The 24484-nt window shown below is 63.2% G+C and carries 24 protein-coding genes; 21 read left to right on the plus strand and 3 right to left on the minus strand.

The genetic code is table 11. The annotated features are described in order from the left end of the window. The first annotated feature begins 56 nt into the window (after positions 1–56). Positions 57–434 (plus strand): 50S ribosomal protein L7/L12, encoded by a 378-nt coding sequence (gene rplL / locus PV772_RS03995; RefSeq protein WP_018760467.1) that lies wholly within the window; start codon positions 57–59, stop codon positions 432–434. A gap of 54 nt (positions 435–488) precedes the next feature. Here the strand turns inward: rplL and PV772_RS04000 are convergent, their stop codons facing one another. Together PV772_RS04000 and PV772_RS04005 are read right to left on the minus strand one after the other, a co-directional pair. Continuing rightward, the gene (locus tag PV772_RS04000; protein ID WP_347885427.1) at positions 489–1016 is read right to left on the minus strand and encodes a YbaK/EbsC family protein; all 528 of its coding nucleotides are present in this window, start codon (positions 1014–1016) and stop codon (positions 489–491) included. Beyond that, entirely contained in the window at positions 1016–2215 is a 1200-nt protein-coding gene (locus tag PV772_RS04005) for an acetyl-CoA C-acetyltransferase (protein ID WP_347885428.1), read from the minus strand. Before PV772_RS04005 ends, PV772_RS04000 begins: the two co-directional genes overlap by 1 nt. Positions 2216–2464: 249 nt before the next feature. Between PV772_RS04005 and PV772_RS04010 the strand changes: the two genes are divergently transcribed. The 9 genes from PV772_RS04010 (at position 2465) to PV772_RS04050 (ending at position 17230) form a co-directional block, all read left to right on the plus strand. Continuing rightward, entirely contained in the window at positions 2465–2950 is a 486-nt protein-coding gene (locus tag PV772_RS04010; protein ID WP_246857262.1) for a hypothetical protein, read from the plus strand. A 310-nt stretch (positions 2951–3260) separates the two neighbouring features. Continuing rightward, positions 3261–6770: a DNA-directed RNA polymerase subunit beta gene (rpoB, locus tag PV772_RS04015; protein ID WP_141159759.1), complete on the plus strand. Its 3510-nt coding sequence runs from the start codon at positions 3261–3263 to the stop codon at positions 6768–6770. A gap of 103 nt (positions 6771–6873) precedes the next feature. Next, positions 6874–10773: a DNA-directed RNA polymerase subunit beta' gene (locus tag PV772_RS04020; RefSeq protein WP_141159760.1), complete on the plus strand. Its 3900-nt coding sequence runs from the start codon at positions 6874–6876 to the stop codon at positions 10771–10773. Between the two features lie 398 nt (positions 10774–11171). Continuing rightward, positions 11172–11546: a 30S ribosomal protein S12 gene (gene rpsL, locus PV772_RS04025; protein ID WP_009358312.1), complete on the plus strand. Its 375-nt coding sequence runs from the start codon at positions 11172–11174 to the stop codon at positions 11544–11546. 1 nt (position 11547) lies between these two features. After that, complete coding sequence (rpsG, locus tag PV772_RS04030) at positions 11548–12018, plus strand: 30S ribosomal protein S7 (RefSeq protein WP_003803829.1); 471 nt, start codon at positions 11548–11550, stop codon at positions 12016–12018. A gap of 69 nt (positions 12019–12087) precedes the next feature. Further along, complete coding sequence (gene fusA, locus PV772_RS04035; protein WP_347885429.1) at positions 12088–14202, plus strand: elongation factor G; 2115 nt, start codon at positions 12088–12090, stop codon at positions 14200–14202. Positions 14203–14455: 253 nt separating this feature from the next. Next, the gene (gene tuf, locus PV772_RS04040) at positions 14456–15646 is read left to right on the plus strand and encodes an elongation factor Tu (protein ID WP_141159762.1); all 1191 of its coding nucleotides are present in this window, start codon (positions 14456–14458) and stop codon (positions 15644–15646) included. A gap of 101 nt (positions 15647–15747) precedes the next feature. After that, entirely contained in the window at positions 15748–15873 is a 126-nt protein-coding gene (locus PV772_RS04045) for a hypothetical protein (RefSeq protein WP_256398176.1), read from the plus strand. A gap of 106 nt (positions 15874–15979) precedes the next feature. Beyond that, the gene (locus PV772_RS04050) at positions 15980–17230 is read left to right on the plus strand and encodes an Nramp family divalent metal transporter (protein WP_347885430.1); all 1251 of its coding nucleotides are present in this window, start codon (positions 15980–15982) and stop codon (positions 17228–17230) included. 4 nt (positions 17231–17234) lie between these two features. Here the strand turns inward: PV772_RS04050 and PV772_RS04055 are convergent, their stop codons facing one another. Continuing rightward, positions 17235–18686, minus strand: a complete 1452-nt coding sequence (locus PV772_RS04055) for a GH1 family beta-glucosidase (RefSeq protein WP_347885431.1) — start codon at positions 18684–18686, stop codon at positions 17235–17237. Between the two features lie 396 nt (positions 18687–19082). On the opposite strand from PV772_RS04055, the gene rpsJ reads away from it, so the two are divergent. From rpsJ to rpsQ, 11 genes are read left to right on the plus strand one after another with little or no spacing between them, the layout of a single operon-like run. Continuing rightward, positions 19083–19391 (plus strand): 30S ribosomal protein S10, encoded by a 309-nt coding sequence (gene rpsJ, locus PV772_RS04060; protein ID WP_003803825.1) that lies wholly within the window; start codon positions 19083–19085, stop codon positions 19389–19391. Between the two features lie 17 nt (positions 19392–19408). Continuing rightward, complete coding sequence (gene rplC, locus PV772_RS04065) at positions 19409–20059, plus strand: 50S ribosomal protein L3 (protein WP_141159765.1); 651 nt, start codon at positions 19409–19411, stop codon at positions 20057–20059. 4 nt (positions 20060–20063) lie between these two features. Next, positions 20064–20684, plus strand: coding sequence for a 50S ribosomal protein L4 (gene rplD, locus PV772_RS04070; RefSeq protein ID WP_141159766.1), 621 nt, complete (start codon positions 20064–20066; stop codon positions 20682–20684). Next, entirely contained in the window at positions 20681–20986 is a 306-nt protein-coding gene (gene rplW, locus PV772_RS04075; protein ID WP_011692807.1) for a 50S ribosomal protein L23, read from the plus strand. Before rplD ends, rplW begins: the two co-directional genes overlap by 4 nt. Before the next feature lie 29 nt (positions 20987–21015). Continuing rightward, positions 21016–21855, plus strand: coding sequence for a 50S ribosomal protein L2 (gene rplB, locus PV772_RS04080; RefSeq protein WP_141159767.1), 840 nt, complete (start codon positions 21016–21018; stop codon positions 21853–21855). A 12-nt stretch (positions 21856–21867) separates the two neighbouring features. Next, the gene (gene rpsS, locus PV772_RS04085; RefSeq protein ID WP_003803803.1) at positions 21868–22149 is read left to right on the plus strand and encodes a 30S ribosomal protein S19; all 282 of its coding nucleotides are present in this window, start codon (positions 21868–21870) and stop codon (positions 22147–22149) included. 38 nt (positions 22150–22187) lie between these two features. Beyond that, positions 22188–22553: a 50S ribosomal protein L22 gene (gene rplV / locus PV772_RS04090; protein WP_009358304.1), complete on the plus strand. Its 366-nt coding sequence runs from the start codon at positions 22188–22190 to the stop codon at positions 22551–22553. Next, complete coding sequence (rpsC, locus tag PV772_RS04095; RefSeq protein WP_056075369.1) at positions 22554–23384, plus strand: 30S ribosomal protein S3; 831 nt, start codon at positions 22554–22556, stop codon at positions 23382–23384. Then, complete coding sequence (rplP, locus tag PV772_RS04100) at positions 23385–23801, plus strand: 50S ribosomal protein L16 (RefSeq protein WP_043454603.1); 417 nt, start codon at positions 23385–23387, stop codon at positions 23799–23801. It begins immediately after the preceding gene. A 2-nt stretch (positions 23802–23803) separates the two neighbouring features. Beyond that, the gene (gene rpmC, locus PV772_RS04105; RefSeq protein ID WP_018769136.1) at positions 23804–24133 is read left to right on the plus strand and encodes a 50S ribosomal protein L29; all 330 of its coding nucleotides are present in this window, start codon (positions 23804–23806) and stop codon (positions 24131–24133) included. After that, positions 24130–24435 carry a 30S ribosomal protein S17 gene (gene rpsQ / locus PV772_RS04110; protein ID WP_141159769.1) on the plus strand — a complete coding sequence of 102 codons (306 nt, stop codon included), beginning with the start codon at positions 24130–24132 and terminating at the stop codon, positions 24433–24435. Before rpmC ends, rpsQ begins: the two co-directional genes overlap by 4 nt. Positions 24436–24484 lie beyond the last annotated feature (49 nt).

Consider the following 24484-nt stretch of genomic DNA (forward strand, 5'->3'; position numbering starts at 1 on the left):
CCGGTGTCCGTCCGGCCCAGCGCCTCCCGGTCACCACAACAGGAAGGACGCCTACCATGGCGAAGCTCAGCAACGAAGAGCTCATTGAAGCTTTCAAGGAACTGACCATCATCGAGCTCTCCGAGTTCGTCAAGCTCTTCGAAGAGACCTTCGAAGTTACCGCTGCTGCTGTAGCTGTTGCCGGCCCCGCCGGTGGCGGCGCCGCTGAAGAGGTTGAAGAGAAGACCGACTTCGACGTCATCCTCGAATCTGCCGGTGACAAGAAGATCGCAGTCATCAAGGAAGTTCGCGCCATCACCTCCCTCGGCCTCAAGGAAGCCAAGGACCTGGTTGACAGCGCCCCCAAGGCTGTTCTCGAAGGCGCCAACAAGGAAGCTGCCGAGAAGGCCAAGGAGCAGCTCGAGGCTGCAGGCGCCACCGTTACCCTCAAGTAACAGCGCCTTTTCCTTCGGAAACCCCGTCCACTCCGGTGGGCGGGGTTTCCTGCGTTAACCAGCTCGATCGATTCCAGGTCCCGCCTGGACGGGATCGCTGATGTCCGCCACCACGGCTTCCAGGGCGGCAGTCAGAGCGTCGGCGTCGACGAACGCGCTGTATCCATGCGCACCGGCGCCCATGGAGATGCGCCGCCCGGCGATGGTGGCGTCGGCATAGACGGGCCAGGCAGTGGTGCTGCCAAGCGGGGTGATGGTGCCCCGCTCGTAGCCGGTGGCCTCCAGCGCAGTTCCTGCGGGCGGCAGGGACAGCTTGTTCACGCCTACCAGGGCGCGGAGCTTGGGCCACGAAATCTGCCGGTCACCGGGGATCAGCGCAAAGAGGAACGTCCCGTCCTTGTGCTTCACTACCAGGGATTTGACGATGTCCGCCGGCGTGATGCCCAGGATGCCCGCGGCCTCTTCAAGGCTCTTCGCTGCGGGCCGCTCCACCACGTCGACTTCCAGGCCACGGGCAGCGGCATCGGCCAGGAACCGTTCCCGTCCGGCGCCGTGCGCTCCGCTTCCGGATGGGCCGGCCATCAGTCGCGGTACAGCAGGAGGGCCTCGCCCTGCCCGCCCCCGCCGCAGAGGGACACCGCAGCCCTGCCGGTGCCACGCCGCTTCAGCTCATGTGCGGCATGGGCCGCCAGTCGTGCGCCCGAGGCCCCGATCGGATGCCCCAGGGCGATGGCGCCGCCATGGATATTGCACTTTTCCAGCGGGTAGTCCAGGTCCTTGAGGGACTGCACAGCCACCGAGCCGAAGGCTTCGTTGATCTCGATGAAGTCAAGATCGGCGGTGCTCCACCCCGCCTTGCCGAGGGCGTTCATGATGGCGTTGGAGGGCTGTGAATGCAACGAATTGTCAGGGCCGGCCACCTGCCCAGGCTTCCCCACCACCGCCAGGTATTCCAGCCCGTGCTCCTCCGCATAGCCGCGGGAGGTGAGTACCAAAGCAGCTGCGCCGTCGGACAGGGGAGAGGAATTGCCTGCGGTGATGGTGCCGTCGGTGACGAACGCGGCGCGCAGGCCCGCCAGCGACTCGACCGAGGTGTTGGGGCGGACCCCTTCGTCGTCGTCCACGACCAGGGGCTCGCCCTTGCGCTGCTTGACGCTGATGGGTGCGATCTCGCCGTCGAACGTTCCGTTCTTCGCCGCAAGCGCAGCACGCTGGTGCGATTGGGCCGCGACGTTGTCCTGCGACATGCGGTCAATGCCCAGCGTGAGGTTCCGTGTTTCCGTGGACAGTCCCATGGACTGGCCGTCGAAGGCATCGGTCAGCCCGTCATGGGCGGCTGCGTCCAGCGCCTGGATGGAGCCGTACGTCCAGCCCTGGCGTGAACCAGGAAGCAGGTGCGGTGCGCGGCTCATCGACTCCTGACCGCCGGCAACCACCACGGCGGCCTCGCCGGCCCGGATCATCCGGGCGGCATCGATCACCGCGGTCAGGCCGGAAAGGCAGACCTTGTTGACGGTCACCGCGGGGACGTTCCACCCGATGCCGGCGCCGATGGCGCTCTGCCGGGCGGGGTTCTGGCCGGCTCCTGCCTGCAGGACCTGGCCCATGATGACGGCTTCCACGTCGGCCGCGTCGACACCGCTGTGTTCCAGTGCGGCCTTGATGGCGTGGGCACCAAGATCCACTGCCGTGAGGCTGGACAGCTGGCCGTTGATCCGGCCCTGCGGCGTCCGTGCCGCCCCGAGGATGACAACGTCGCTGTTGTCGGAAGAGTTGCCCATGGTTACCACTTTCCGTCCGGTTTTGATCTAAGCCACCAAGGCTATCGTGAGCCTGGTCACCCAACTATTCAAACGCCAAAGCCGCTGTGTGCATTCCGGCCATGCGGCCAGGAGGGCGGGGGAGATGTCCCCATCCGTGGGGTTATGCACGACGGCGGGCGCTTGCGTAGGGTGGACGGCGAGGCTTTGCAGGGGGACGCTTTGCAGGGGGGACGCCAGGTCCGGAGCCGGGATGGACGGAGCGACATTGTGAAGAAACCACTGACGGCGGTTGCCATGGCCGTGGCGGTCCTGAGCGGTGGCGCCCTGGCGGGCTGTTCGGTCTCCACACCGGCGCCCGCGGAATCCACCCGCTTCACAACGGCTGCGTCGAACCCGGATAACAGCACGGAGAGCAGCAGCCCGGCTGCCTCCACAGGCTCGGGAAGTTCCGCGGCCGGCGGAGCCAGGGCGGCCTGCGAACTCTTCAACAAGTTGGTGTCGGACTATGCCGCAGTTTCCCCCACCGACCCGCAGGGCTACGAAGACGTCTACACGAAAGCCCAGGACGCCAAGGAGACCGTTTCGGGGGAGCTGAAGGGACTCTTCACCTCGCTGGGCCTGCTGGCCATCGACCACTCATCGGCTGCGGAGTCCGGGGGCAAGCCGTCCCGGGAATCGGAGGACGCCGTCCGGGATGCCGTCTTCGCGAACGCCGGAACCTGCACGGCGCAGGGCGTGACGCTGCGCCTCTAGCCTGTTCCGGACCTCGAGGGACGGAGCCTGGGAACAAGGTGCTTGCATTCCGGCAGGAAGTGGGGTAGACACGTAGGTTGTTTTGCCGTATCGTAGATATTTGCGTCTTCCCTGTTTACCTTCAGCCTTCATATAGCGGTGGGCTTTGCCTGGCAGCTGGCAATCAACGTGCCGTAACAACGGTTACAGCATAGTCAGTCCAGGCCCCGGGTCATATAGCGGAACCGGATGGTAGCGCTGCGGAGTCACTTCGCAGGGTGCACAGCGGGGGAGATCTGAAAACGCCTGAAGGTCTGTGGAAGGATCCCTCTTGGTCGCCTCGAGCACCTCTAATAACGAAACCGCTAACACCGCCGACAGCACTGATGGTGCCACTCGCCGGCTCTCATTCGCAAAGATTCACGAACCCCTTGACGTTCCGAATCTGCTTGCCCTGCAGACGGACAGCTTTGACTGGCTGGTAGGCAATGAGCGCTGGCAGGCACGCGTGGCAAAGGCTGTCGAAGAAAACGATCTCAGCGTCGCCACCACGTCCGGCCTGTCGGACATCTTCGAAGAGATCTCCCCGATCGAGGACTTCCAGGGCACCATGTCCCTGAGCTTCTCCGATCCGGAGTTCGCTGACCCCAAGTACACCATGGCCGAGTGCAAGGACCGGGACGCAACGTACTCGGCTCCGCTGTACGTCAAGGCCGAGTTCATGAACAACAACACGGGCGAAATCAAGCAGCAGACCGTGTTCATGGGTGACTTCCCGCTGATGACCGAGAAGGGCACCTTCGTCGTCAACGGCACCGAGCGTGTCGTCGTCTCCCAGCTGGTCCGTTCGCCGGGCGCCTACTTCGAGCGCGCCGCCGACAAGACCAGCGACAAGGACATCTTCACCGCCAAGATCATCCCGTCCCGCGGTGCATGGTTCGAGCTCGAGATCGACAAGCGCGACCAGGTCGGTGTCCGCCTCGACCGCAAGCGCAAGCAGTCCGTCACGGTCCTGCTGAAGGCCCTGGGCTGGACCGAAGGCCAGATCCTCGAAGAGTTCGGCCAGTACGACTCCATGCGGGCAACCCTGGAGAAGGACGCCACCGAAACCCGCGAAGACGCCCTCCTGGACATCTACCGCAAGCTGCGTCCGGGCGAGCCGCCCACCGTCGAGGCTGCCCAGTCGCTGCTGGACAACCTGTACTTCAACTCCAAGCGCTACGATCTGGCCAAGGTTGGCCGCTACAAGATCAACCGCAAGCTGGGCATCGACCGCTCCCTTGGTGACAAGGAAGCCTCTGTCCTGCACGTTGAAGACATCGTCGCCATGATCAAGTTCCTCGTCGCGCTGCACGCCGGCGAGAAGACCATCAAGGGCACCCGCGATGGCCAGGAAGTGGACCTGCGCGTCGAGATCGACGACATCGACCACTTCGGCAACCGCCGCATCCGCGCCGTCGGCGAGCTCATCGAGAACCAGGTCCGCACCGGCCTGTCCCGCATGGAGCGCGTTGTCCGCGAGCGTATGACCACCCAGGACGTCGAGGCCATCACGCCGCAGACCCTGATCAACATCCGCCCCGTGGTTGCGGCCATCAAGGAGTTCTTCGGAACCTCCCAGCTGTCGCAGTTCATGGACCAGAACAACCCGCTCTCGGGCCTGACCCACAAGCGCCGCCTGTCGGCACTTGGCCCCGGTGGTCTGTCCCGTGACCGCGCCGGCATGGAAGTCCGCGACGTGCACCCGTCCCACTACGGACGTATGTGCCCCATCGAAACCCCTGAAGGCCCGAACATTGGCCTGATCGGTTCGCTGGCTTCCTACGGACGCATCAACCCGTTCGGTTTCATCGAGACCCCGTACCGGCTGGTCAAGGACGGCGTCGTGTCCGACGACGTCCAGTACCTGACCGCCGACGACGAGGCAGAGGTCCTGATCGCCCAGGCCAACGCCCCGCTCGACGAGAACAAGAAGTTCGCCGAAGAGACCGTCCTGGTCCGTGCCCGCGGTGGTGGCGGTGAGCCCGTCCTGGTTCCGGCCGAGGACGTCGAGTTCATGGACGTTTCCCCGCGCCAGATGGTGTCCGTGGCTACGGCCCTGATCCCGTTCCTGGAGCACGACGACGCCAACCGCGCACTCATGGGTGCCAACATGCAGCGCCAGGCTGTGCCGCTGGTCCGTTCCGAGGCCCCCGTTGTGGGCACCGGCATGGAGCGCGCCGCCGCCGTCGACGCCGGTGACGTTGTCATCGCCAAGAAGGCCGGTGTGGTCACCGAGGTTTCCGCCGAGCTCGTCATCATGCTCAACGACGACGGCACCGAGACCAACTACCGCATCAACAAGTTCGCCCGCTCCAACCAGGGCAACTGCTACAACCACCGCGTCCTGGTCAACGAAGGCCAGCGCCTGGAAGTTGGCGGAATCATCGCCGACGGCCCGGCAACGGACCAGGGCGAGCTCGCACTGGGCAAGAACCTGCTCGTGGCATTCATGTCATGGGAAGGCCACAACTTCGAGGACGCCATCATCCTCTCGCAGCGCATCGTTGCCGAGGACGTCCTTTCCTCCATCCACATCGAGGAGCACGAGATCGATGCCCGCGACACCAAGCTTGGTGCCGAGGAAATCACCCGTGACATCCCCAACGTGTCCGAGGAAGTCCTGGCCGGCCTGGACGAGCGCGGTATCATCCACATCGGTGCCGAGGTTGAAGCAGGGGACATCCTGGTCGGAAAGGTCACCCCGAAGGGTGAAACCGAACTGACCCCGGAAGAGCGCCTGCTGCGCGCCATCTTCGGCGAGAAGTCCCGCGAAGTCCGCGACACCTCCCTGAAGGTTCCCCACGGCGAGTCCGGTACCGTCATCGGCGTGCGCGTCTTCGACCGCGACAACGACGACGAGCTGCCCCCGGGCGTGAACCAGCTGGTCCGCGTCTACGTGGCCGCCAAGCGCAAGATCACCGACGGCGACAAGCTCGCCGGCCGCCACGGCAATAAGGGTGTTATCTCCAAGATCCTTCCGATCGAGGACATGCCCTTCCTTGCCGACGGCACCCCCGTTGATATCGTCCTGAACCCGCTGGGTGTTCCGGGCCGTATGAACGTGGGCCAGGTGCTCGAAACGCACCTCGGCTGGGTTGCCAAGACCGGCTGGAAGATCGAAGGCGAGCCCGAGTGGGTCAAGCAGCTGCCGAACCTGCCGCGCGAGAGTGGTCCCACCACCGTTGCCACGCCGGTGTTCGACGGCGCCCGCGAAGAGGAAATCACGGGCCTGCTGGATTCCACCAACGTGACCCGCGACGGTGACCGCCTGATCAACTCCTCGGGCAAGACCCGCCTGTTTGACGGCCGCTCCGGCGAGCCGTTCCCGGATCCGATCTCGGTCGGCTACATGTACATCCTGAAGCTCCACCACCTGGTGGACGACAAGATCCACGCACGCTCCACCGGCCCGTACTCCATGATCACGCAGCAGCCGCTGGGTGGTAAGGCACAGTTCGGTGGCCAGCGCTTCGGTGAAATGGAAGTGTGGGCGCTCGAGGCTTACGGCGCCGCCTACACGCTCCAGGAACTCCTCACGATCAAGTCCGATGACATCCACGGTCGCGTGAAGGTCTACGAAGCGATCGTCAAGGGCGAGAACATCCCCGAGCCGGGCGTTCCCGAATCCTTCAAGGTCTTGATCAAGGAAATGCAGTCGCTGTGCCTGAACGTGGAAGTCCTTTCCACGGACGGAACCACAATTGAAATGCGTGACTCTGATGACGCAGTCTTCACGGCTGCGGAAGAACTGGGCATCGATCTGTCTCGCGCAGAGCCCAGCTCCGTAGAAGAGGTTTAGCAGGAGGTTTACGACGGCGGGTGACCACCCGCCGTCGTACGCCCCCTCCCTCATCCCGCACCAAGACTTCAGAATTTAGAGAACAAGAGAGAACAGGGACCATATGTCCAGCGAATCCTCCTTCGGCCTCATGCAGATCGGCCTCGCCACCGCGGAAGACATCCGCGGCTGGTCGTACGGCGAGGTTAAGAAGCCGGAAACCATCAACTACCGCACGCTCAAGCCCGAGAAGGACGGCCTCTTCTGCGAGAAGATCTTCGGCCCGTCCCGCGACTGGGAATGCTACTGCGGCAAGTACAAGCGCGTGCGCTTCAAGGGCATCATCTGTGAGCGCTGTGGCGTTGAAGTCACCCGCGCCAAGGTCCGCCGCGAGCGCATGGGCCACATCGAACTGGCCGCCCCCGTTACGCACATCTGGTACTTCAAGGGTGTTCCGTCCCGCCTGGGCTACCTCCTTGACCTGGCCCCGAAGGACCTCGAAAAGGTCATCTACTTCGCTGCCTACATGATCACCAGCGTCGACGAAGCTGCCCGCCACGAGGAACTGCCCAACCTGCAGGTTGAGCACGACATCGAGAAGAAGCAGCTGATCGACAACCGCGACGCCGATATCGCCGCGATTGCCCGCGACCTTGAAGGCGAAATTGCCCGTCTCGAGGGCGAAGGCGCCAAGGCTGCCGACAAGAAGAAGGCCCGCGACTCCGCCGACCGCCAGATGGCCAACGTGCGCAAGCGTGCCGATGCCGACATCGAGCGCCTCGAGCAGGTCTGGGACCGCTTCAAGAACCTGAAGGTCGCCGACCTCGAAGGTGACGAGGGGCTGTACCGCGAACTGCGCGACCGCTACGGCATGTACTTCGAAGGCTCCATGGGTGCCGAGGCCATCAAGAAGCGGCTCGAGAACTTCGACATGCAGGCCGAGTCCGACCTGCTGCGCGACGTCATCGCCAACGGCAAGGGCCAGCGCAAGACCCGCGCCCTGAAGCGGCTCAAGGTGGTCAACGCATTCCTGACCACCAACAACAGCCCGCTGGGCATGGTCCTCGACGCCGTCCCGGTGATCCCGCCGGAACTGCGCCCCATGGTCCAGCTGGACGGTGGCCGCTTCGCGACCTCCGACCTCAACGACCTGTACCGCCGCGTGATCAACCGCAACAACCGCCTCAAGCGACTGCTTGACCTGGGTGCTCCGGAGATCATCGTCAACAACGAGAAGCGCATGCTTCAGGAAGCTGTTGACAGCCTCTTCGACAACGGCCGCCGCGGCCGCCCGGTCACCGGACCGGGCAACCGTCCGCTGAAGTCCCTGAGCGACATGCTCAAGGGCAAGCAGGGCCGCTTCCGCCAGAACCTCCTCGGCAAGCGCGTCGACTACTCCGGCCGTTCGGTCATCGTCGTCGGCCCGCAGCTGAAGCTGCACCAGTGCGGCCTGCCCAAGCAGATGGCCCTGGAGCTCTTCAAGCCGTTCGTGATGAAGCGCCTGGTTGACCTCAACCACGCCCAGAACATCAAGTCGGCCAAGCGGATGGTGGAGCGCTACCGCCCGCAGGTCTGGGACGTGCTCGAAGAGATCATCACCGAACACCCGGTGCTGCTCAACCGTGCACCTACCCTGCACCGCCTGGGCATCCAGGCGTTCGAGCCGCAGCTTGTTGAAGGCAAGGCAATCCAGCTGCACCCGCTGGTTTGTGGCGCGTTCAACGCCGACTTCGACGGCGACCAGATGGCAGTCCACCTGCCGCTGAGCCCCGAGGCGCAGGCTGAGGCCCGCATCCTGATGCTGTCCTCGAACAACATCCTGAAGCCCTCTGACGGACGCCCGGTCACCCTGCCTTCGCAGGATATGATCATCGGCCTGTACCACCTGACCACCAAGCGGAAGGGTTCCGCCGGCGAAGGCAGGATCTTCTCCTCCGTATCGGAAGCCATCATGGCCTTCGATGCACGCGAGCTTCACCTGAACTCGCAGGTCAAGATCCGGCTCGAAGGATTCGTTCCCTACGCCGGCTGGGAAGCCCCGGAAGGCTGGGAGCCCGGTCAGCCGGCACTCGTCCAGACCTCCCTGGGCCAGGTTGTGTTCAACCAGACCCTGCCCGAGGACTACCCGTGGGTTGAAGCCGTTGCCGACAAGGGCGAACTGTCCCGGATCGTCAACGACCTCGCCGAGCGCTACCCCAAGGTCGTCACCGCGGCAACGCTGGACAACCTGAAGGATGCCGGTTTCTACTGGGCAACCCGTTCGGGCGTCACCGTCGCCATCTCCGACATCGAGGTTCCTGCTGCCAAGCCGGAAATCCTTGCCGGGTACGAGGAACGCGCCGCCAAGATCCAGGGCCAGTACGACAAGGGCCTGATCGACGACGACGAGCGCCGCCAGGAACTGATCGAGATCTGGAACAAGGCAACCAACGACATCGCCACCGTGATGCGTGAGAGCCTGTCCCCGATGAACACCATCAACCGCATGGTGTCCTCCGGTGCACGTGGTAACTGGATGCAGGTCCGCCAGATCGCGGGTATCCGTGGCCTGGTGGCCAACCCGAAGGGTGAGATCATCCCGCGCCCCATCAAGTCCTCCTACCGCGAGGGCCTGTCGGTGCTGGAATACTTCATCGCCACGCACGGTGCCCGTAAGGGCCTGGCCGATACCGCACTGCGTACCGCCAACTCGGGTTACCTGACCCGTCGACTGGTGGACGTCTCGCAGGACGTCATCGTCCGTGAAGAGGACTGCGGCACCGAGCGCGGCCTGGTCACGCCCATCGCCGTCGCCGATTCCAACGGTGAGCTGGTCCTGGACGAGAACGTCGAGAACAGCGCGTACGCACGTACGCTGGCGGTCGACGTCGTCGACTCCGAGGGCAACGTCCTCGCAGCGGCCGGCACTGACTGCGGCGACGTCGTGATCGCTGAGCTCTTCAAGGCAGGCATCACCGAGGTCAAGGTCCGCTCCGTACTCACCTGTGAGTCCAGCGTCGGCACCTGCGCCCTGTGCTACGGCCGCTCGCTGGCCACCGGCAAGACCGTGGACATCGGCGAGGCCGTTGGCATCATCGCCGCACAGTCCATCGGTGAGCCCGGTACCCAGCTGACCATGCGTACGTTCCACACCGGTGGTGCTGTTTCCGCCGGCGGTGGCGACGACATCACCCAGGGTCTGCCCCGTATCCAGGAGCTCTTCGAAGCCCGTACTCCCAAGGGCGTCGCGCCGATTGCTGAAGCAGCCGGCCGCATCACCATTGAAGAGTCCGAGCGCCAGATGCGCCTGGTCATCACCCCGGATGACGGAACGGAAGAGATCGCCTACCCGGTCCTCCGCCGTTCACGCCTGCTGATCGAAGACGGCGACCATGTCGCCGTTGGCCAGAAGCTGATCAACGGTCCGGTGGACCCCAAGCAGGTCCTGCGCATCATGGGTCCGCGTGCGGCACAGAAGTTCCTCGTGGACGAAGTGCAGGGCGTGTACCGCAGCCAGGGCATCGGTATCCACGACAAGCACGTCGAGGTTATCGTCCGCCAGATGCTGCGCCGCGTCACTGTCATCGAGTCCGGCGAATCGGACCTGCTGCCCGGCGAGCTCGCCGAGCGCAGCCGCTTCGAAGACGCCAACCGCCGCGTTGTGTCCGAGGGCAAGACTCCGGCTTCCGGACGTCCTGAACTCATGGGCATCACCAAGGCGTCGCTGGCCACCGAGTCCTGGCTGTCCGCAGCTTCCTTCCAGGAGACCACCCGCGTCCTGACGCAGGCGGCCATGGAAGGCAAGAGCGATCCGCTGCTCGGCCTGAAGGAAAACGTCATCATCGGTAAGCTGATCCCGGCCGGCACGGGTCTCCCGCGCTACACCGAGGTCACCGTGGAGCCCACTGAGGAAGCAAAGGCCAACCTGTTCACCGGCCCCAGCGCGTTCAGTGACTTCTCGTACGACACCCTGGGTGGTGACGGAGCTCCCGAGTTCCACGCCATCCCGCTGGATGACTACGACCTGGGCAACGACTTCCGGTAACCACTGACGGTTGACGCCTGACCAAGGGATGGTCCCGCACCGCAAGGTGGGGGACCATCCCCGTTTAGCCATGGTGGGAGGCCCGATTAAGGCATGGGGCCCGTCCATGCTAAACTTGTTACCAATTGTTATTGTGGCAGTGGATGAGTGCGCCGGTATCAGCTGAAAAGCTGGATCAGAGCGACGTTTCCGGTTTGCAGGGTTCTTGTGCAACGTATGCCACATTTTTGCATGCCTAGGGAACTGCAGGAATGTACGTTTCGATCCCGGTGTGCGATCCGACTATTAAGGCTTCGCCTTCGCCGCCATGGAGATTCCCTTCAGGGCCCGGGCGGCGGGGCAACGCAACAAGAGAGTGGCCGGAAACAGCCGCTCCGGATAAAACGGAGAACACGAGAGTGCCTACGATTAACCAGCTGGTCCGTAAGGGCCGCACGCCTAAGGTCTCAAAGACCAAGGCTCCCGCGCTTAAGGGCAGCCCCATGCGCCGCGGTGTTTGCACCCGCGTCTACACCACCACCCCGAAGAAGCCGAACTCGGCTCTGCGTAAGGTGGCACGTGTGCGCCTCAACGGCGGCGTGGAAGTTACCGCCTACATCCCCGGTGTTGGCCACAACCTGCAGGAGCACTCCATTGTGCTCGTTCGCGGTGGTCGTGTGAAGGACCTCCCGGGTGTCCGCTACAAGATCGTCCGTGGCGCCCTCGATACCCAGGGTGTGAAGAACCGTAAGCAGGCCCGCAGCCGCTACGGCGCAAAGATGGAGAAGAAGTAATATGCCTCGCAAGGGTCCGGCCCCCAAGCGGCCGCTCGTTTCGGATCCGGTTTACGGTTCCCCGCTGGTAACCCAGCTCATCAACAAGGTGCTCGTTGACGGCAAGAAGTCCACGGCAGAGCGCATTGTCTACGGTGCACTCGAAGGCGCCCGCGCCAAGTCCGGCGGCGACCCCGTTGCAGCCCTGAAGAAGGCCATGGACAACGTCAAGCCGTCCCTCGAGGTCCGCTCCCGCCGTGTCGGTGGCGCCACCTACCAGGTTCCGGTTGAGGTCAAGCCGGGCCGCTCCACCGCACTCGCCCTGCGGTGGCTGGTTGGCTACTCCAAGGCCCGCCGTGAAAAGACGATGACCGAACGTCTCCAGAACGAAATCCTGGATGCGTCCAACGGTCTCGGTGCCGCTGTGAAGCGTCGCGAAGACACCCACAAGATGGCCGAGTCCAACAAGGCCTTCGCACACTACCGCTGGTAATACTCCCCGGACGCCGCCGGCTCAACCGAGCCGGCGGCGAACGTGTAGTCCATCCCAAAAGGAGACCCCGTGGCACAGGACGTGCTTACCGACCTTAGCAAGGTCCGCAACATCGGCATCATGGCCCACATTGATGCCGGCAAGACCACCACTACCGAGCGCATCCTGTTCTACACGGGTGTGAACCACAAGATCGGCGAAACGCACGACGGCGCTTCGACCACTGACTGGATGGAACAGGAAAAGGAACGCGGCATCACCATCACGTCTGCCGCCGTGACCTGCTTCTGGGAAAACAACCAGATCAACATCATCGACACCCCCGGCCACGTGGACTTCACGGTTGAGGTTGAGCGCTCCCTGCGCGTCCTCGACGGTGCAGTCGCCGTCTTCGATGGCAAGGAAGGCGTTGAGCCGCAGTCCGAGACCGTGTGGCGCCAGGCTGACAAGTACAACGTTCCGCGTATCTGCTTCGTCAACAAGATGGACAAGCTCGGTGCTGACTTCTACTTCACCGTGGACACCATCATCAGCCGCCTCGGTGCGAAGCCGCTGGTCATGCAGCTGCCCATCGGTGCCGAGAACGACTTCATCGGCGTCGTCGACCTGCTCTACATGCGTGCCCTGGTTTGGCCGGGCGACGCCAAGGGTGACGTGACCATGGGTGCCAAGTACGAGATCCGCGAGATCCCGGCAGACCTCCAGGAAAAGGCCGAGGAATACCGCGCGAACCTCGTTGAGACCGTCGCTGAGTCTTCCGAGGAACTCATGGAGAAGTACCTCGAGGGCGAAGAGATTTCCATCGACGAACTCAAGGCCGGCATCCGCAAGATGACCATCGCTTCCGAGCTCTACCCGATCTTCTGCGGCTCCGCCTTCAAGAACCGCGGCGTTCAGCCCATGCTGGACGCGGTGGTTGACTACCTGCCGAACCCGCTCGACGTCCCCCCGATGGTCGGCCACGACCCTCGCGACGAAGAGAAGGAACTGACCCGCAAGCCTTCCGCTGACGAGCCGTTCTCGGCCCTGGCGTTCAAGATTGCGGCCCACCCCTTCTTCGGCCAGCTCACCTTCATCCGCGTGTACTCCGGTCACGTGGAAGCAGGCGCCCAGGTGGTCAACTCCACCAAGGGCAAGAAGGAGCGCATCGGCAAGCTGTTCCAGATGCACGCCAACAAGGAAATGCCCGTTGAGGGCGCTACCGCCGGCCACATCTACGCAGCCATCGGCCTGAAGGACACCACCACCGGTGACACCCTGTGCGATGCCAACAACCAGATCGTGCTCGAGTCCATGAGCTTCCCGGAGCCCGTGATCTCGGTTGCCATCGAGCCGAACACCAAGGGTGACCAGGAGAAGCTCTCCACGGCCATCCAGAAGCTCTCCGCTGAGGACCCCACCTTCCAGGTGTCCCTCAACGAAGACACCGGCCAGACCATCATCGCCGGCATGGGCGAGCTCCACCTGGACATCCTGGTGGACCGCATGCGCCGCGAGTTCAAGGTTGAAGCCAACGTTGGCAAGCCGCAGGTTGCTTACCGCGAAACCATCAAGCGCGCCGTCGAACGCCACGACTACACGCACAAGAAGCAGACCGGTGGTTCGGGTCAGTTCGCGAAGATCCAGATCGCCATCGAGCCGCTGGACACCGCCGAAGGCGAGCTGTACGAGTTCGAGAACAAGGTCACCGGTGGCCGCGTTCCCCGCGAGTACATCCCGTCTGTTGACGCGGGCATCCAGGATGCGCTGAACGACGGCGTCCTGGCCGGCTACCCGGTTGTCGGCATCAAGGCCACGCTGATCGATGGCGCGTACCACGATGTTGACTCCTCGGAAATGGCGTTCAAGATCGCCGGACGTATGGCTTTCAAGGAAGCTGCACGCAAGGCGAACCCTGTCCTGCTTGAACCGCTGATGGATGTCGAGGTCCGCACCCCTGAGGAATACATGGGTGAAGTTATCGGTGACATCAACTCACGGCGTGGCCAGATGCAGTCCATGGAAGATGCACAGGGCGTCAAGGTCATCCGTGCGCACGTCCCGCTGTCCGGCATGTTCGGCTACATCGGTGACCTGCGCTCCAAGACCCAGGGCCGTGCTGTTTACTCCATGACGTTCAACAGCTACGCCGAGGTCCCGAAGGCAGTTGCCGACGAGATCATCCAGAAGTCCCGCGGCGAATAGTCCCTCCGGACTCTCGCAGCGAAAACCTCGGTTGCGCTGTCCGTCCTTGGACAGTGCGGCCGGTGCAGGCGGCCGGCCGGCCGGATTCGTCCGGCTGGTTCCGGCCCCTGCACGAACAGGCTCAGGGGATTAGTATTAGTTCCTGAATCTGCAATTTCACCAATCCAAAGCCCCCCAAGTAGACTTGCCTGAGTTCTACCGCGATAAGCGCGGCTGGAGGGCAAGCTATTTGAAAACGTTCTAGGAGGAACCTGTGGCAAAGGCAAAGTTCGAGCGGACTAAGCCGCACGTCAACATCGGCACCATTGGTCACGTTGACCACGGTAAGACGACGCTGACGGCCGCCATTTCCAAGGTGCTGTACGACAAGTACCCGGATCTCAACGAGAAGCGTGACTTCGCGTCGATCGACTCTGCACCCGAAGAGCGTCAGCGCGGTATTACCATCAACATCTCCCACGTGGAGTACCAGACCGAGAAGCGTCACTACGCACACGTTGACGCCCCCGGCCACGCTGACTACATCAAGAACATGATCACCGGTGCTGCCCAGATGGACGGCGCAATCCTCGTGGTTGCCGCTACCGACGGCCCGATGGCTCAGACCCGCGAGCACGTTCTGCTCGCCCGCCAGGTTGGTGTTCCCTACCTGCTGGTCGCCCTGAACAAGGCTGACATGGTCGACGACGAAGAACTGCTCGACCTGGTCGAAATGGAAGTTCGTGAGCTCCTGAGCTCGCAGGGCTTCGATGGCGACAACGCTCCGGTTGTCCGCGTTTCAGGCCTGAAGGCACTGGAAGGCGACCCCGAGTGGGTCAAGTCCGTTGAGGACCTGATGGCTGCCGTCGACGAGTCCGTTCCGGACCCCGTACGTGACCGCGACAAGCCGTTCCTGATGCCGATCGAGGACGTCTTCACCATCACCGGTCGTGGCACCGTTGTTACGGGCCGCGCCGAGCGTGGAACCCTCGCCATCAACTCCGAGGTCGAGATCGTCGGCATCCGCCCGGTCCAGAAGACCACGGTTACCGGTATCGAGATGTTCCACAAGCAGCTCGACGAAGCATGGGCCGGCGAGAACTGTGGCCTGCTGCTCCGCGGTCTGAAGCGCGACGATGTCGAGCGTGGCCAGGTCGTCGTCAAGCCGGGTTCCATCACCCCGCACACCGATTTCGAGGCCAACGTCTACATCCTCTCCAAGGACGAAGGCGGACGTCACAACCCGTTCTACTCCAACTACCGCCCGCAGTTCTACTTCCGCACCACGGACGTAACCGGCGTTATCACCCTGCCCGAGGGCACGGAAATGGTTATGCCTGGCGACAACACTGAGATGACCGTTGCGCTCATCCAGCCCATCGCCATGGAAGAGGGCCTCGGCTTCGCTATCCGCGAAGGCGGCCGCACCGTTGGTTCGGGACGCGTTACCAAGATCATCAAGTAGTACTTGCTGAACTGAAGGACAGCCCCGCTGCAAAAGCAGCGGGGCTGTCCTTTTTCGTTAAAGGCCCCCTGATACTGTTGCAGCACTGAAAGGAGACCATCATGGGCTGGCTTATCTTCCTCATCATCGCGGTGGCCGTCGTGGCCGGGGTGTTTTGGGTCAGGCGGAACTTCCGGCACGAAATTGACCGGGCAAAGCGGATCAACAGGGCAAACAAGAACCAGTAGTGCCGCGGGCACCCCAATCTCGAAGGCATGCCTTAGTCCTACTTTTCGGTACACCTAAATTCGCGGTATCCTCGTCCTATTGACGCCCCGACGACGAGGACACGTGATGGCTGTTTCAACATTGGCGGCTGAATCCGCTTCCACCAAGGGCTGGTCGCGCCTCCTGCTGCTCGGTCCGGCCTTCGTGGCGGCAATTGCATACGTTGATCCCGGGAACGTGGCGGCGAACCTGACGGCCGGGGCAAACTTCGGATACCTGCTTGTCTGGGTGCTGGTAGTTGCGAATGCCATGGCCGTGCTGATCCAGTACCAGTCCGCCAAGCTGGGCCTTGCCACCGGCATGAGCCTGCCGGAGATCCTGGGCAAGCGCTTGGGAACCGGGCAGCGGCGTGCCTTTTGGGTGCAGGCTGAGATCGTTGCCGGTGCTACAGACATGGCAGAGGTCATTGGCGGAGCTGTCGCCCTCAACCTGCTGTTCGGCCTACCGCTGCTCACGGGCGGAGTGATCATTGGATTGGCGTCCATGCTGCTGCTGGGACTTCAATCGCACCGGAGCCAGAAGTCCTTCGAACTCGCCATCCTGACCCTGCTCGGCGTGATCGCCGTCGGCTTCGTTTCAGGGCTGTTCGTTGCCCCGCCGGACGCGGGCGGGGCCCTCGCCGGCCTCGTGCCACGGTTTGGCGGCACCGACACCGTCCTGCTCGCTGCCAGCATGCTTGGGGCCACTGTCATGCCGCACGCGATCTACCTGCACTCAGCCCTGGCGCGGGACCGTCACGGTTTCTCCGAAGATCCCGTCACCAGGACGCGGCTGATCAGGGCAACCCGGCTGGACGTCGCCGGAGCTCTGCTGCTGGCCGGCATCGTCAATATTGCCATGCTGCTGCTGGCCGCCAACAGCCTCCGCGGAGTGGAGGGGACGGACACCATCGCCGGGGCGCACGCGGCCGTGACGTCGGCACTGGGGCCGGTTATCGGCGTCGTATTTGCCGTGGGGCTCCTGGCCTCCGGCCTGGCGTCCACCTCGGTAGGGTGCTATGCCGGGGCCACGATCATGGGCGGCCTGCTGAAAGTGCGGATTCCGCTGCTTGTCCGCCGCACCGTCACCCTGATCCCGGCCCTGCTGGTCCTGGGCGCCGGCATTGAACCTACCCTGGCCCTGGTCCTCAGCCAGGTCCTCCTGAGTTTCGGTATCCCGTTCGCGCTCATCCCGCTGATCCGCCTCACCGGGAGCCGCAAGGTCATGGGCATCCATGCGGACTCGGCGGCGCTCCGGATCGCAGGCTGGACCAGTGCCACACTGATCGTGGGCCTGAACTGCGTACTGATCGTGCTGACGGTGCTGGGGCGCCAGTGACCCTTTAGGGACGGACCGTGTGGTCCTGCCGGCTGCCGCGGGCCCGGGACAACGCCTGGTACCAGTAGAAGGAACGCTTGGGTGTCCGCTCCAGCGAGTCGAAATCCACATGCACCAGGCCAAAGCGCTGGGAGTATCCGGCGGCCCACTCGAAGTTGTCCATCAGCGTCCACACATAGTAGCCCCGCAGATCCACGCCTTCTGCGACGCCGCCGGGCGAGGTGGCCTCCAGGGCTGCCCCCAGATGGGTTGCGAGGTACGCCACCCGGTCCGTGTCCTCCAGGGTCTCCGTAACGCGGTCCGGTTCCGGGAAGCTCGCGCCGCCTTCGGTGATGTATACCGGCGGGAGGGATTGCCCGTACCGGTCCCGCATCTCCTGCAGCAGGACACCCAGATGCTCCGGCGCGACGGGCCAGCCGAAGCCGGTGCTGCCGTACTCCGGGTAACCCGCCTCGTGGAAGGGCAGCTTCGCCAACTCCTGGTGCATGTCCGCAGGTAAGGGGGTGATGCCCGGCCCCAGGGCCACTTTGACCGGGAAATAGTAATTGAGGCCGTAGAAGTCCAGCGGCTGGTGGATGGTCTTCAGGTCGGCATCGGAAATCCTGCCAATGGAACGCAGCCACGGCCTCGCATACAAGGGCAGGGACGGGTAGCGCCCCAGCAGGACTGGATCGGCGTAGAGCCTGTTCATCAGCAGGTCGTACAGATGCGCCACCAGCCGGTCGCCGATCTTCCGGGTGGCAGGCCTGACGGGGGAGTGCAGGTTGGTCAGGCCGACGCCGCCCGCTACGCCGGCTGCCCGCAGGGCCTGCACGCCAAGTCCATGCGCCAGGAGTTGGTGGTGGATGGCGGGGAGGGCGTCGAACATCAGGCGGCGTCCCGGCGCGTGGACTCCCAGCGCGTATCCATTAAGGGTGACCGACACGGGCTCGTTGAGTGTCACCCACTGGTCAACGCGATCGCCAAACCGCTCACCAGCGGCGCGTGCGTACTCGCCGAAACGCTCAGCGGTATCCCGGTTCAGCCAGCCGCCGCGGTGTTCCAGCGGCAGGGGGGTGTCCCAGTGGTACAGGGTGGCCATGGGGGAGATGCCGGCCTCAAGGAGCTGGTCGATTAGGCGGTCGTAAAAGTCCAGGCCCTCAGCGTTGAAGCTGCCCTGGCCATCAGGCTGGATGCGCGGCCAGGACAGGGAGAACCGGTAGGAGTCAACGCCCAGCTCCTTGAGCAGTCCAACATCTTCCGGCAGCCGGTTGTAGTGGTCGCACGCCACTGCGGGGGAGTGGCCGTCAATGATGGCGCCGGGTTTCTCCGCGAAGGCGTCCCACCCCGAGGGCCCGCGGCCTCCTGCCGTCAGCGCGCCTTCTATCTGGAACGCCGCGGCGGCGACGCCAAGGGTGAACGACGGCGGCACGCGCCCGGCCAGTTGCGTCACCGATTCAGTGCCTTCCAGGGTCATGCACCTATCATCCAGCCGGTTTCATGCCACTGCAATGGGATCTCAGGGGGCGAACGGAAGGCCAATTCGCATCTGCCGGGCTTTTCCGGCATACTAGATGAGTTGTTCAAGCGCTTCTTCGTGTCCCGATCCGGATAATGCCGGGTGCAGGGTCCAAGCTGAAGACCAAACATAACCCACCCCCAAGGAACTGCGGATTCATATGCGCGCCCAGCGCGACACGCCCGACCGCGGGGGTCGGTTACGCCGGCAAGGTGAGGAACCCGGATTTATCCGGATTCAGTTTGTGCGGCGGATGGTGGTTACGACCTCAAATGCTTCGGCAGCCATACAACGAGTAAGTGAACAGGGCAGCCCTAATCCGGGGAAGCACAGACTGAAAGAGAGTCAGGCGACATGGCGGGACAAAAAATCCGCATCCGGCTGAAGTCATACGACCACGAGGTCATTGACGTTTCAGCACGGAAGATCGTTGAGACGGTCACGCGCGCAGGCGCAACGGTAGTTGGCCCCGTGCCGCTGCCCACGGAGAAGAACGTTTACTGCGTTATCCGCTCTCCGCACAAGTACAAGGACAGCCGCGAGCACTTTGAAATGCGCACGCACAAGCGTCTTATCGACATCATCGATCCCACGCCGAAGGCTGTCGACTCGCTCATGCGTCTCGACCTGCCGGCTGACGTGAACATCGAAATCAAGCTGTAGGGAGGTGCTGAGAGACTATGACCGCAACCCGTAACGTAAAGGGCCTGCTGGGCACGAAGCTCGGCATGACCCAGGTCTGGGACGAGAACAACAAGCTCATCCCCGTCACTGTGGTCCAGGCAGACTCGAACGTCATCACCCAGCTGCGCAACGCAGAAGTTGATGGCTACGTCGCCGTTCAGATCGGCTACGGCCAGATCGATCCCCGCAAGGTCACCAAGCCGCTGGCTGGTCACTTTGAAAAGGCAGGCGTCACGCCTCGCCGCCACGTCGTCGAACTTCGTACCGCAGATGCTGCCGAGTACGAGCTGGGCCAGGAGCTCTCCGTAGAGCTCTTCGAAGCCGGCCAGAAGATCGACGTCGTCGGGACCACCAAGGGTAAGGGCTTCGCCGGTGTTATGAAGCGTCACGGCTTCCACGGCGTTGGAGCTTCCCACGGTGCCCACAAGAACCACCGTAAGCCCGGTTCAATCGGTGGCGCATCCACCCCGAGCCGCGTCTTCAAGGGCATGAGAATGGCCGGCCGCATGGGCGCCGTTCGTCACACCACGCTGAACCTCACCGTTCACGCGGTCGACGTCGAGAAGTCGCTGCTCCTGATCAAGGGTGCCGTTCCCGGTGCCCGCGGCCAGGTCGTCTTCGTACGCACCGCCGTGAAGGGAGCCTAGTTCAATGGCTAACACTGTCCAGGTTGACCTGCCTGCAGAGATCTTCGACGTTCAGACCAACGTGCCGCTGCTGCACCAGGTTGTCGTTGCCCAGCTCGCTGCTGCCCGCCAGGGAACCCACAAGACCAAGACCCGCGCTGAAGTTTCCGGTGCAGGACGCAAGCCGTTCAAGCAGAAGGGCACCGGCCGCGCCCGTCAGGGTTCCATCCGTGCCCCCCACATGACCGGCGGTGGCATTGTCCACGGTCCCACCCCGCGTGACTACAGCCAGCGCACCCCCAAGAAGATGATTGCTGCTGCACTGCGCGGCGCACTCTCTGACCGGGCCCGCAACGGTCGCATCCACGTTGTCGCAGAACTGGTTGAAGGCACCAAGCCGTCCGCCAAGACCGCCCTGGCAACGCTCCGCGGTGTTTCCGACCGCAAGAACCTGCTGGTCGTCATCGAGCGCGATAACGACGTTGCCGCACTGTCCGTGCGCAACCTCGCCGGCGTTCACGTTCTGTACGCAGACCAGCTGAACACCTACGACGTTCTCGTCTCCGATGACGTTGTCTTCACCAAGGCTGCCTACGACGCATTCGTTGCCGCCAAGGCAGCTAAGAACGAGGAGGATGCCAAGTGAGTGCAGCCACCATCAAGGATCCCCGCGACGTCGTGCTTGCACCCGTCGTGTCGGAAAAGAGCTACGGCCTGATCGACGAGGGCAAGTACACCTTCCTGGTGGACCCCCGTTCGAACAAGACCGAGATCAAGCTGGCCGTGGAGAAGATTTTCTCCGTCAAGGTCGAATCGATCAACACCATCAACCGTGCCGGTAAGCGCAAGCGCACCAAATTCGGATGGGGTACCCGCAAGAACACCAAGCGTGCGATTGTCACCCTCAAAGAAGGCACCATCGACATCTTCGGCGGTCCGCTCGCGTAGCGGAGACCACTTTAACGAGGAAATAAATTATGGGAATCCGTAAGTACAAGCCGACTACCCCGGGCCGTCGTGGCTCGAGCGTAGCGGACTTCACCGAAATTACGCGGTCGACGCCGGAAAAGTCGTTGGTACGTCCGCTGCCCAAGAAGGGCGGCCGTAACAACTCCGGCAAGATCACCACCCGTCACAAGGGTGGTGGACACAAGCGCCAGTACCGTCTGATCGACTTCCGTCGCCACGACAAGGACGGCGTCAACGCCCGCGTTGCCGAAATCGAGTACGATCCGAACCGCACGGCGCGCATCGCCCTCCTGCACTACGTTGATGGCACCAAGCGTTACATCATCGCCCCCAACAAGCTCGCCCAGGGTGACGTTGTTGAGGCAGGTGCCGGTGCTGACATCAAGCCCGGTAACAACCTGCCGCTGCTCAACATCCCGGTGGGTACTGTCATCCACGCGGTTGAACTGCGCCCGGGTGGCGGCGCCAAGATGGGCCGCTCCGCCGGCGCATCCATCCAGCTTGTTGCCAAGGAAGGCCGCTTCGCCCAGCTGCGTCTGCCTTCCGGCGAAATCCGCAACGTTGACGTGCGCTGCCGCGCAACCGTCGGCGAGGTTGGCAACGCCGAGCAGTCGAACATCAACTGGGGCAAGGCCGGCCGTATGCGGTGGAAGGGCGTTCGCCCGACCGTCCGTGGTGTCGCCATGAACCCGGTTGACCACCCGCACGGTGGTGGTGAGGGTAAGACGTCCGGTGGACGTAACCCCGTCAACCCGAACGGTAAGCGGGAAGGCCGCACCCGCCGCCCCAACAAAGAGAGCGACAAGCTTATTGTGCGTCGCCGTCGTACTGGCAAGAACAAGCGATAGGAGCCTGGACACATGCCACGCAGCCTGAAAAAAGGTCCTTTCGTTGACCAGCACCTCTTTGTGAAGGTAGCCAGGGAAAACGAAAAGGGCACCAAGAACGTCATCAAGACCTGGTCCCGCCGTTCGATGATCATCCCCGACATGCTCGGACACACGATCGCCGTACACGACGGACGCAAGCACATCCCGGTGTTTGTCACTGAGTCGATGGTCGGGCACAAGCTCGGCGAATTCGCTCCCACGCGGACATTCCGCGGCCATGTCAAGGACGACCGTAAGGGCAAGCGCCGCTAGGCGCCTGCGTTTACGTCAAAGACGAGAGAAGGAAAGCAATGGAAGCCAAGGCAATTGCGCGCCACATCCGCGTAACGCCTATGAAGGCCCGGCGCGTCGTCAACCTTGTTCGTGGATTGCAAGCGAATGAGGCTCTGGCAATTCTGAAGTTTGCCCCGCAGGCAGCTTCGGAGCCGGTATTCAAGGTAGTTCAGTCAGCAATCTCCAACGCCCGGGTCCTCGCGGACCGCGACGGCGTGGCGTTTGACGAAGGCGACCTCATCATCAGCGAAGCGTTTGTTGATGAAGGCCCGACCATGAAGCGGTTCCAGCCGCGTGCCCAGGGTCGTGCATTTCAGATCAAGAAGCGCACCAGCCACATCACCGTGGTAGTCGCTACCCCGGAGAAAGAGGAGGCTCGCTAAGTGGGACAGAAAGTAAACCCGCACGGGTTCCGACTCGGCATCACCACCGATCACGTATCGCACTGGTTCGCTGACAGCACCAAGGCCGGACAGCGGTACAAGGATTTCGTTCGCGAAGACATCCGCATCCGCCAGCTCATGTCCACGGGCATGGAGCGCGCCGGCATCGCCAAGGTCGAGATCGAGCGCACCCGTGACCGTGTCCGCGTGGACATCCACACGGCCCGCCCGGGTATCGTCATCGGCCGCCGTGGAGCAGAAGCAGACCGCATCCGCGGCGAGCTCGAAAAGCTCACCGGCAAGCAGGTTCAGCTGAACATCCTCGAGGTCAAGAACCCCGAAATGGAAGCCCAGCTCGTGGCCCAGGGCGTTGCAGAGCAGCTGACTTCCCGTGTGGCATTCCGCCGTGCGATGAAGAAGGCCATGCAGTCCGCACAGCGTGCAGGTGCCAAGGGCATCCGTATCGCCTGCTCGGGCCGCTTGGGTGGCGCTGAAATGTCCCGCTCGGAGTTCTACCGCGAAGGCCGTGTGCCCCTGCACACCCTCCGCGCGAACATCGACTACGGCTTCTACGAAGCCAAGACCACCTTCGGCCGCATCGGTGTGAAGGTTTGGATCTACAAGGGTGACGTCACCGCCAAGGAACTGGCCGCACAGGCTGCTTCGGCACCGTCCCGCGGACCCCGCTCCGACCGTGGCGGCCGTCCGGGTGGCGCTGACCGCGGTGACCGCCGCCGTCGTAACGACCGCCCGGCCGCTGACGCAGCTCCTGCTGCCGAAGCACCGGCAGTTGAAGCAGCACCCGCTGCTGCAGAAGGAGGACAGGCTTAAATGCTTATCCCACGTCGAGTAAAGCACCGTAAGCAGCACCACCCGGGTCGTTCCGGCGCTGCTACGGGCGGTACCCAGGTCTCCTTCGGTGAGTACGGCATCCAGGCACTGAGCCCGGCATACGTCACCAACCGTCAGATCGAGTCCGCTCGTATCGCCATGACCCGCCACATCAAGCGTGGCGGTAAGGTCTGGATCAACATCTACCCGGACCGTCCGCTGACCAAGAAGCCTGCCGAAACCCGCATGGGTTCCGGTAAGGGTTCACCGGAATGGTGGGTCGCCAACGTCAAGCCGGGTCGGGTTCTCTTCGAACTCTCCGGTGTCAATGAAGAGGTAGCTCGCGAGGCCCTGCGCCTGGCAATCCACAAGCTGCCGTTGAAGGCACGCATTGTGCGTCGCGAGGGTGGTGAATAGAAATGGCAGTAGGATCCAAGGATCTGGCTCCCGCACAGCTGGACGGTTTCGACAACGAGCGTCTCGTTGAAGAACTCCGCAAGGCCAAGGAAGAGCTGTTCAACCTGCGTTTCCAGTCCGCCACCGGACAGCTGGAAAACCACGGCCGCCTGCGTGCAGTAAAGAAGGACATTGCACGCATCTACACCGTTCTCCGCGAACGCGAGCTGGGCATTCGTGCCGAGGTTGCCGCACCGGTTGTGGAAGCCAAGGAAGAAAAGAAGTCCAAGAAGGCTTCAACCAAGAAGGCCGACAAGGCTGAAAAGGCTGAGACCGAGGAGGACGCCAAGTGAGTGAAAAGGACCAGAACGTGACCGAAACTGCTACCGCAGCCAAGGCTGGGGAGCGCGGTTACCGCAAGACCCGTCGCGGCTACGTGGTCTCCGACAAGATGGAAAAGACCATCGTTGTCGAGGTTGAAGACCGCGTGAAGCACGCACTGTACGGCAAGGTCATCCGCCGCACCTCCAAGGTCAAGGCGCACGACGAAGAGAACACCGCCGGCATCGGCGACCTCGTAGTCATCGCCGAGACCCGTCCGCTGTCCGCCACCAAGAACTGGCGGCTCGTGGAAATCCTCGAAAAGGCCAAGTAGCACCCGCTGCTTTGCTGGATGCCTCCGCTCCCTTCCGGGAGCGGGGGCA

The sequence above is a fragment of the Pseudarthrobacter sp. CC12 genome, assembly GCF_039907755.1.
In the GTDB taxonomy this organism is placed as follows: Bacteria; Actinomycetota; Actinomycetes; order Actinomycetales; family Micrococcaceae; genus Arthrobacter; species Arthrobacter niigatensis.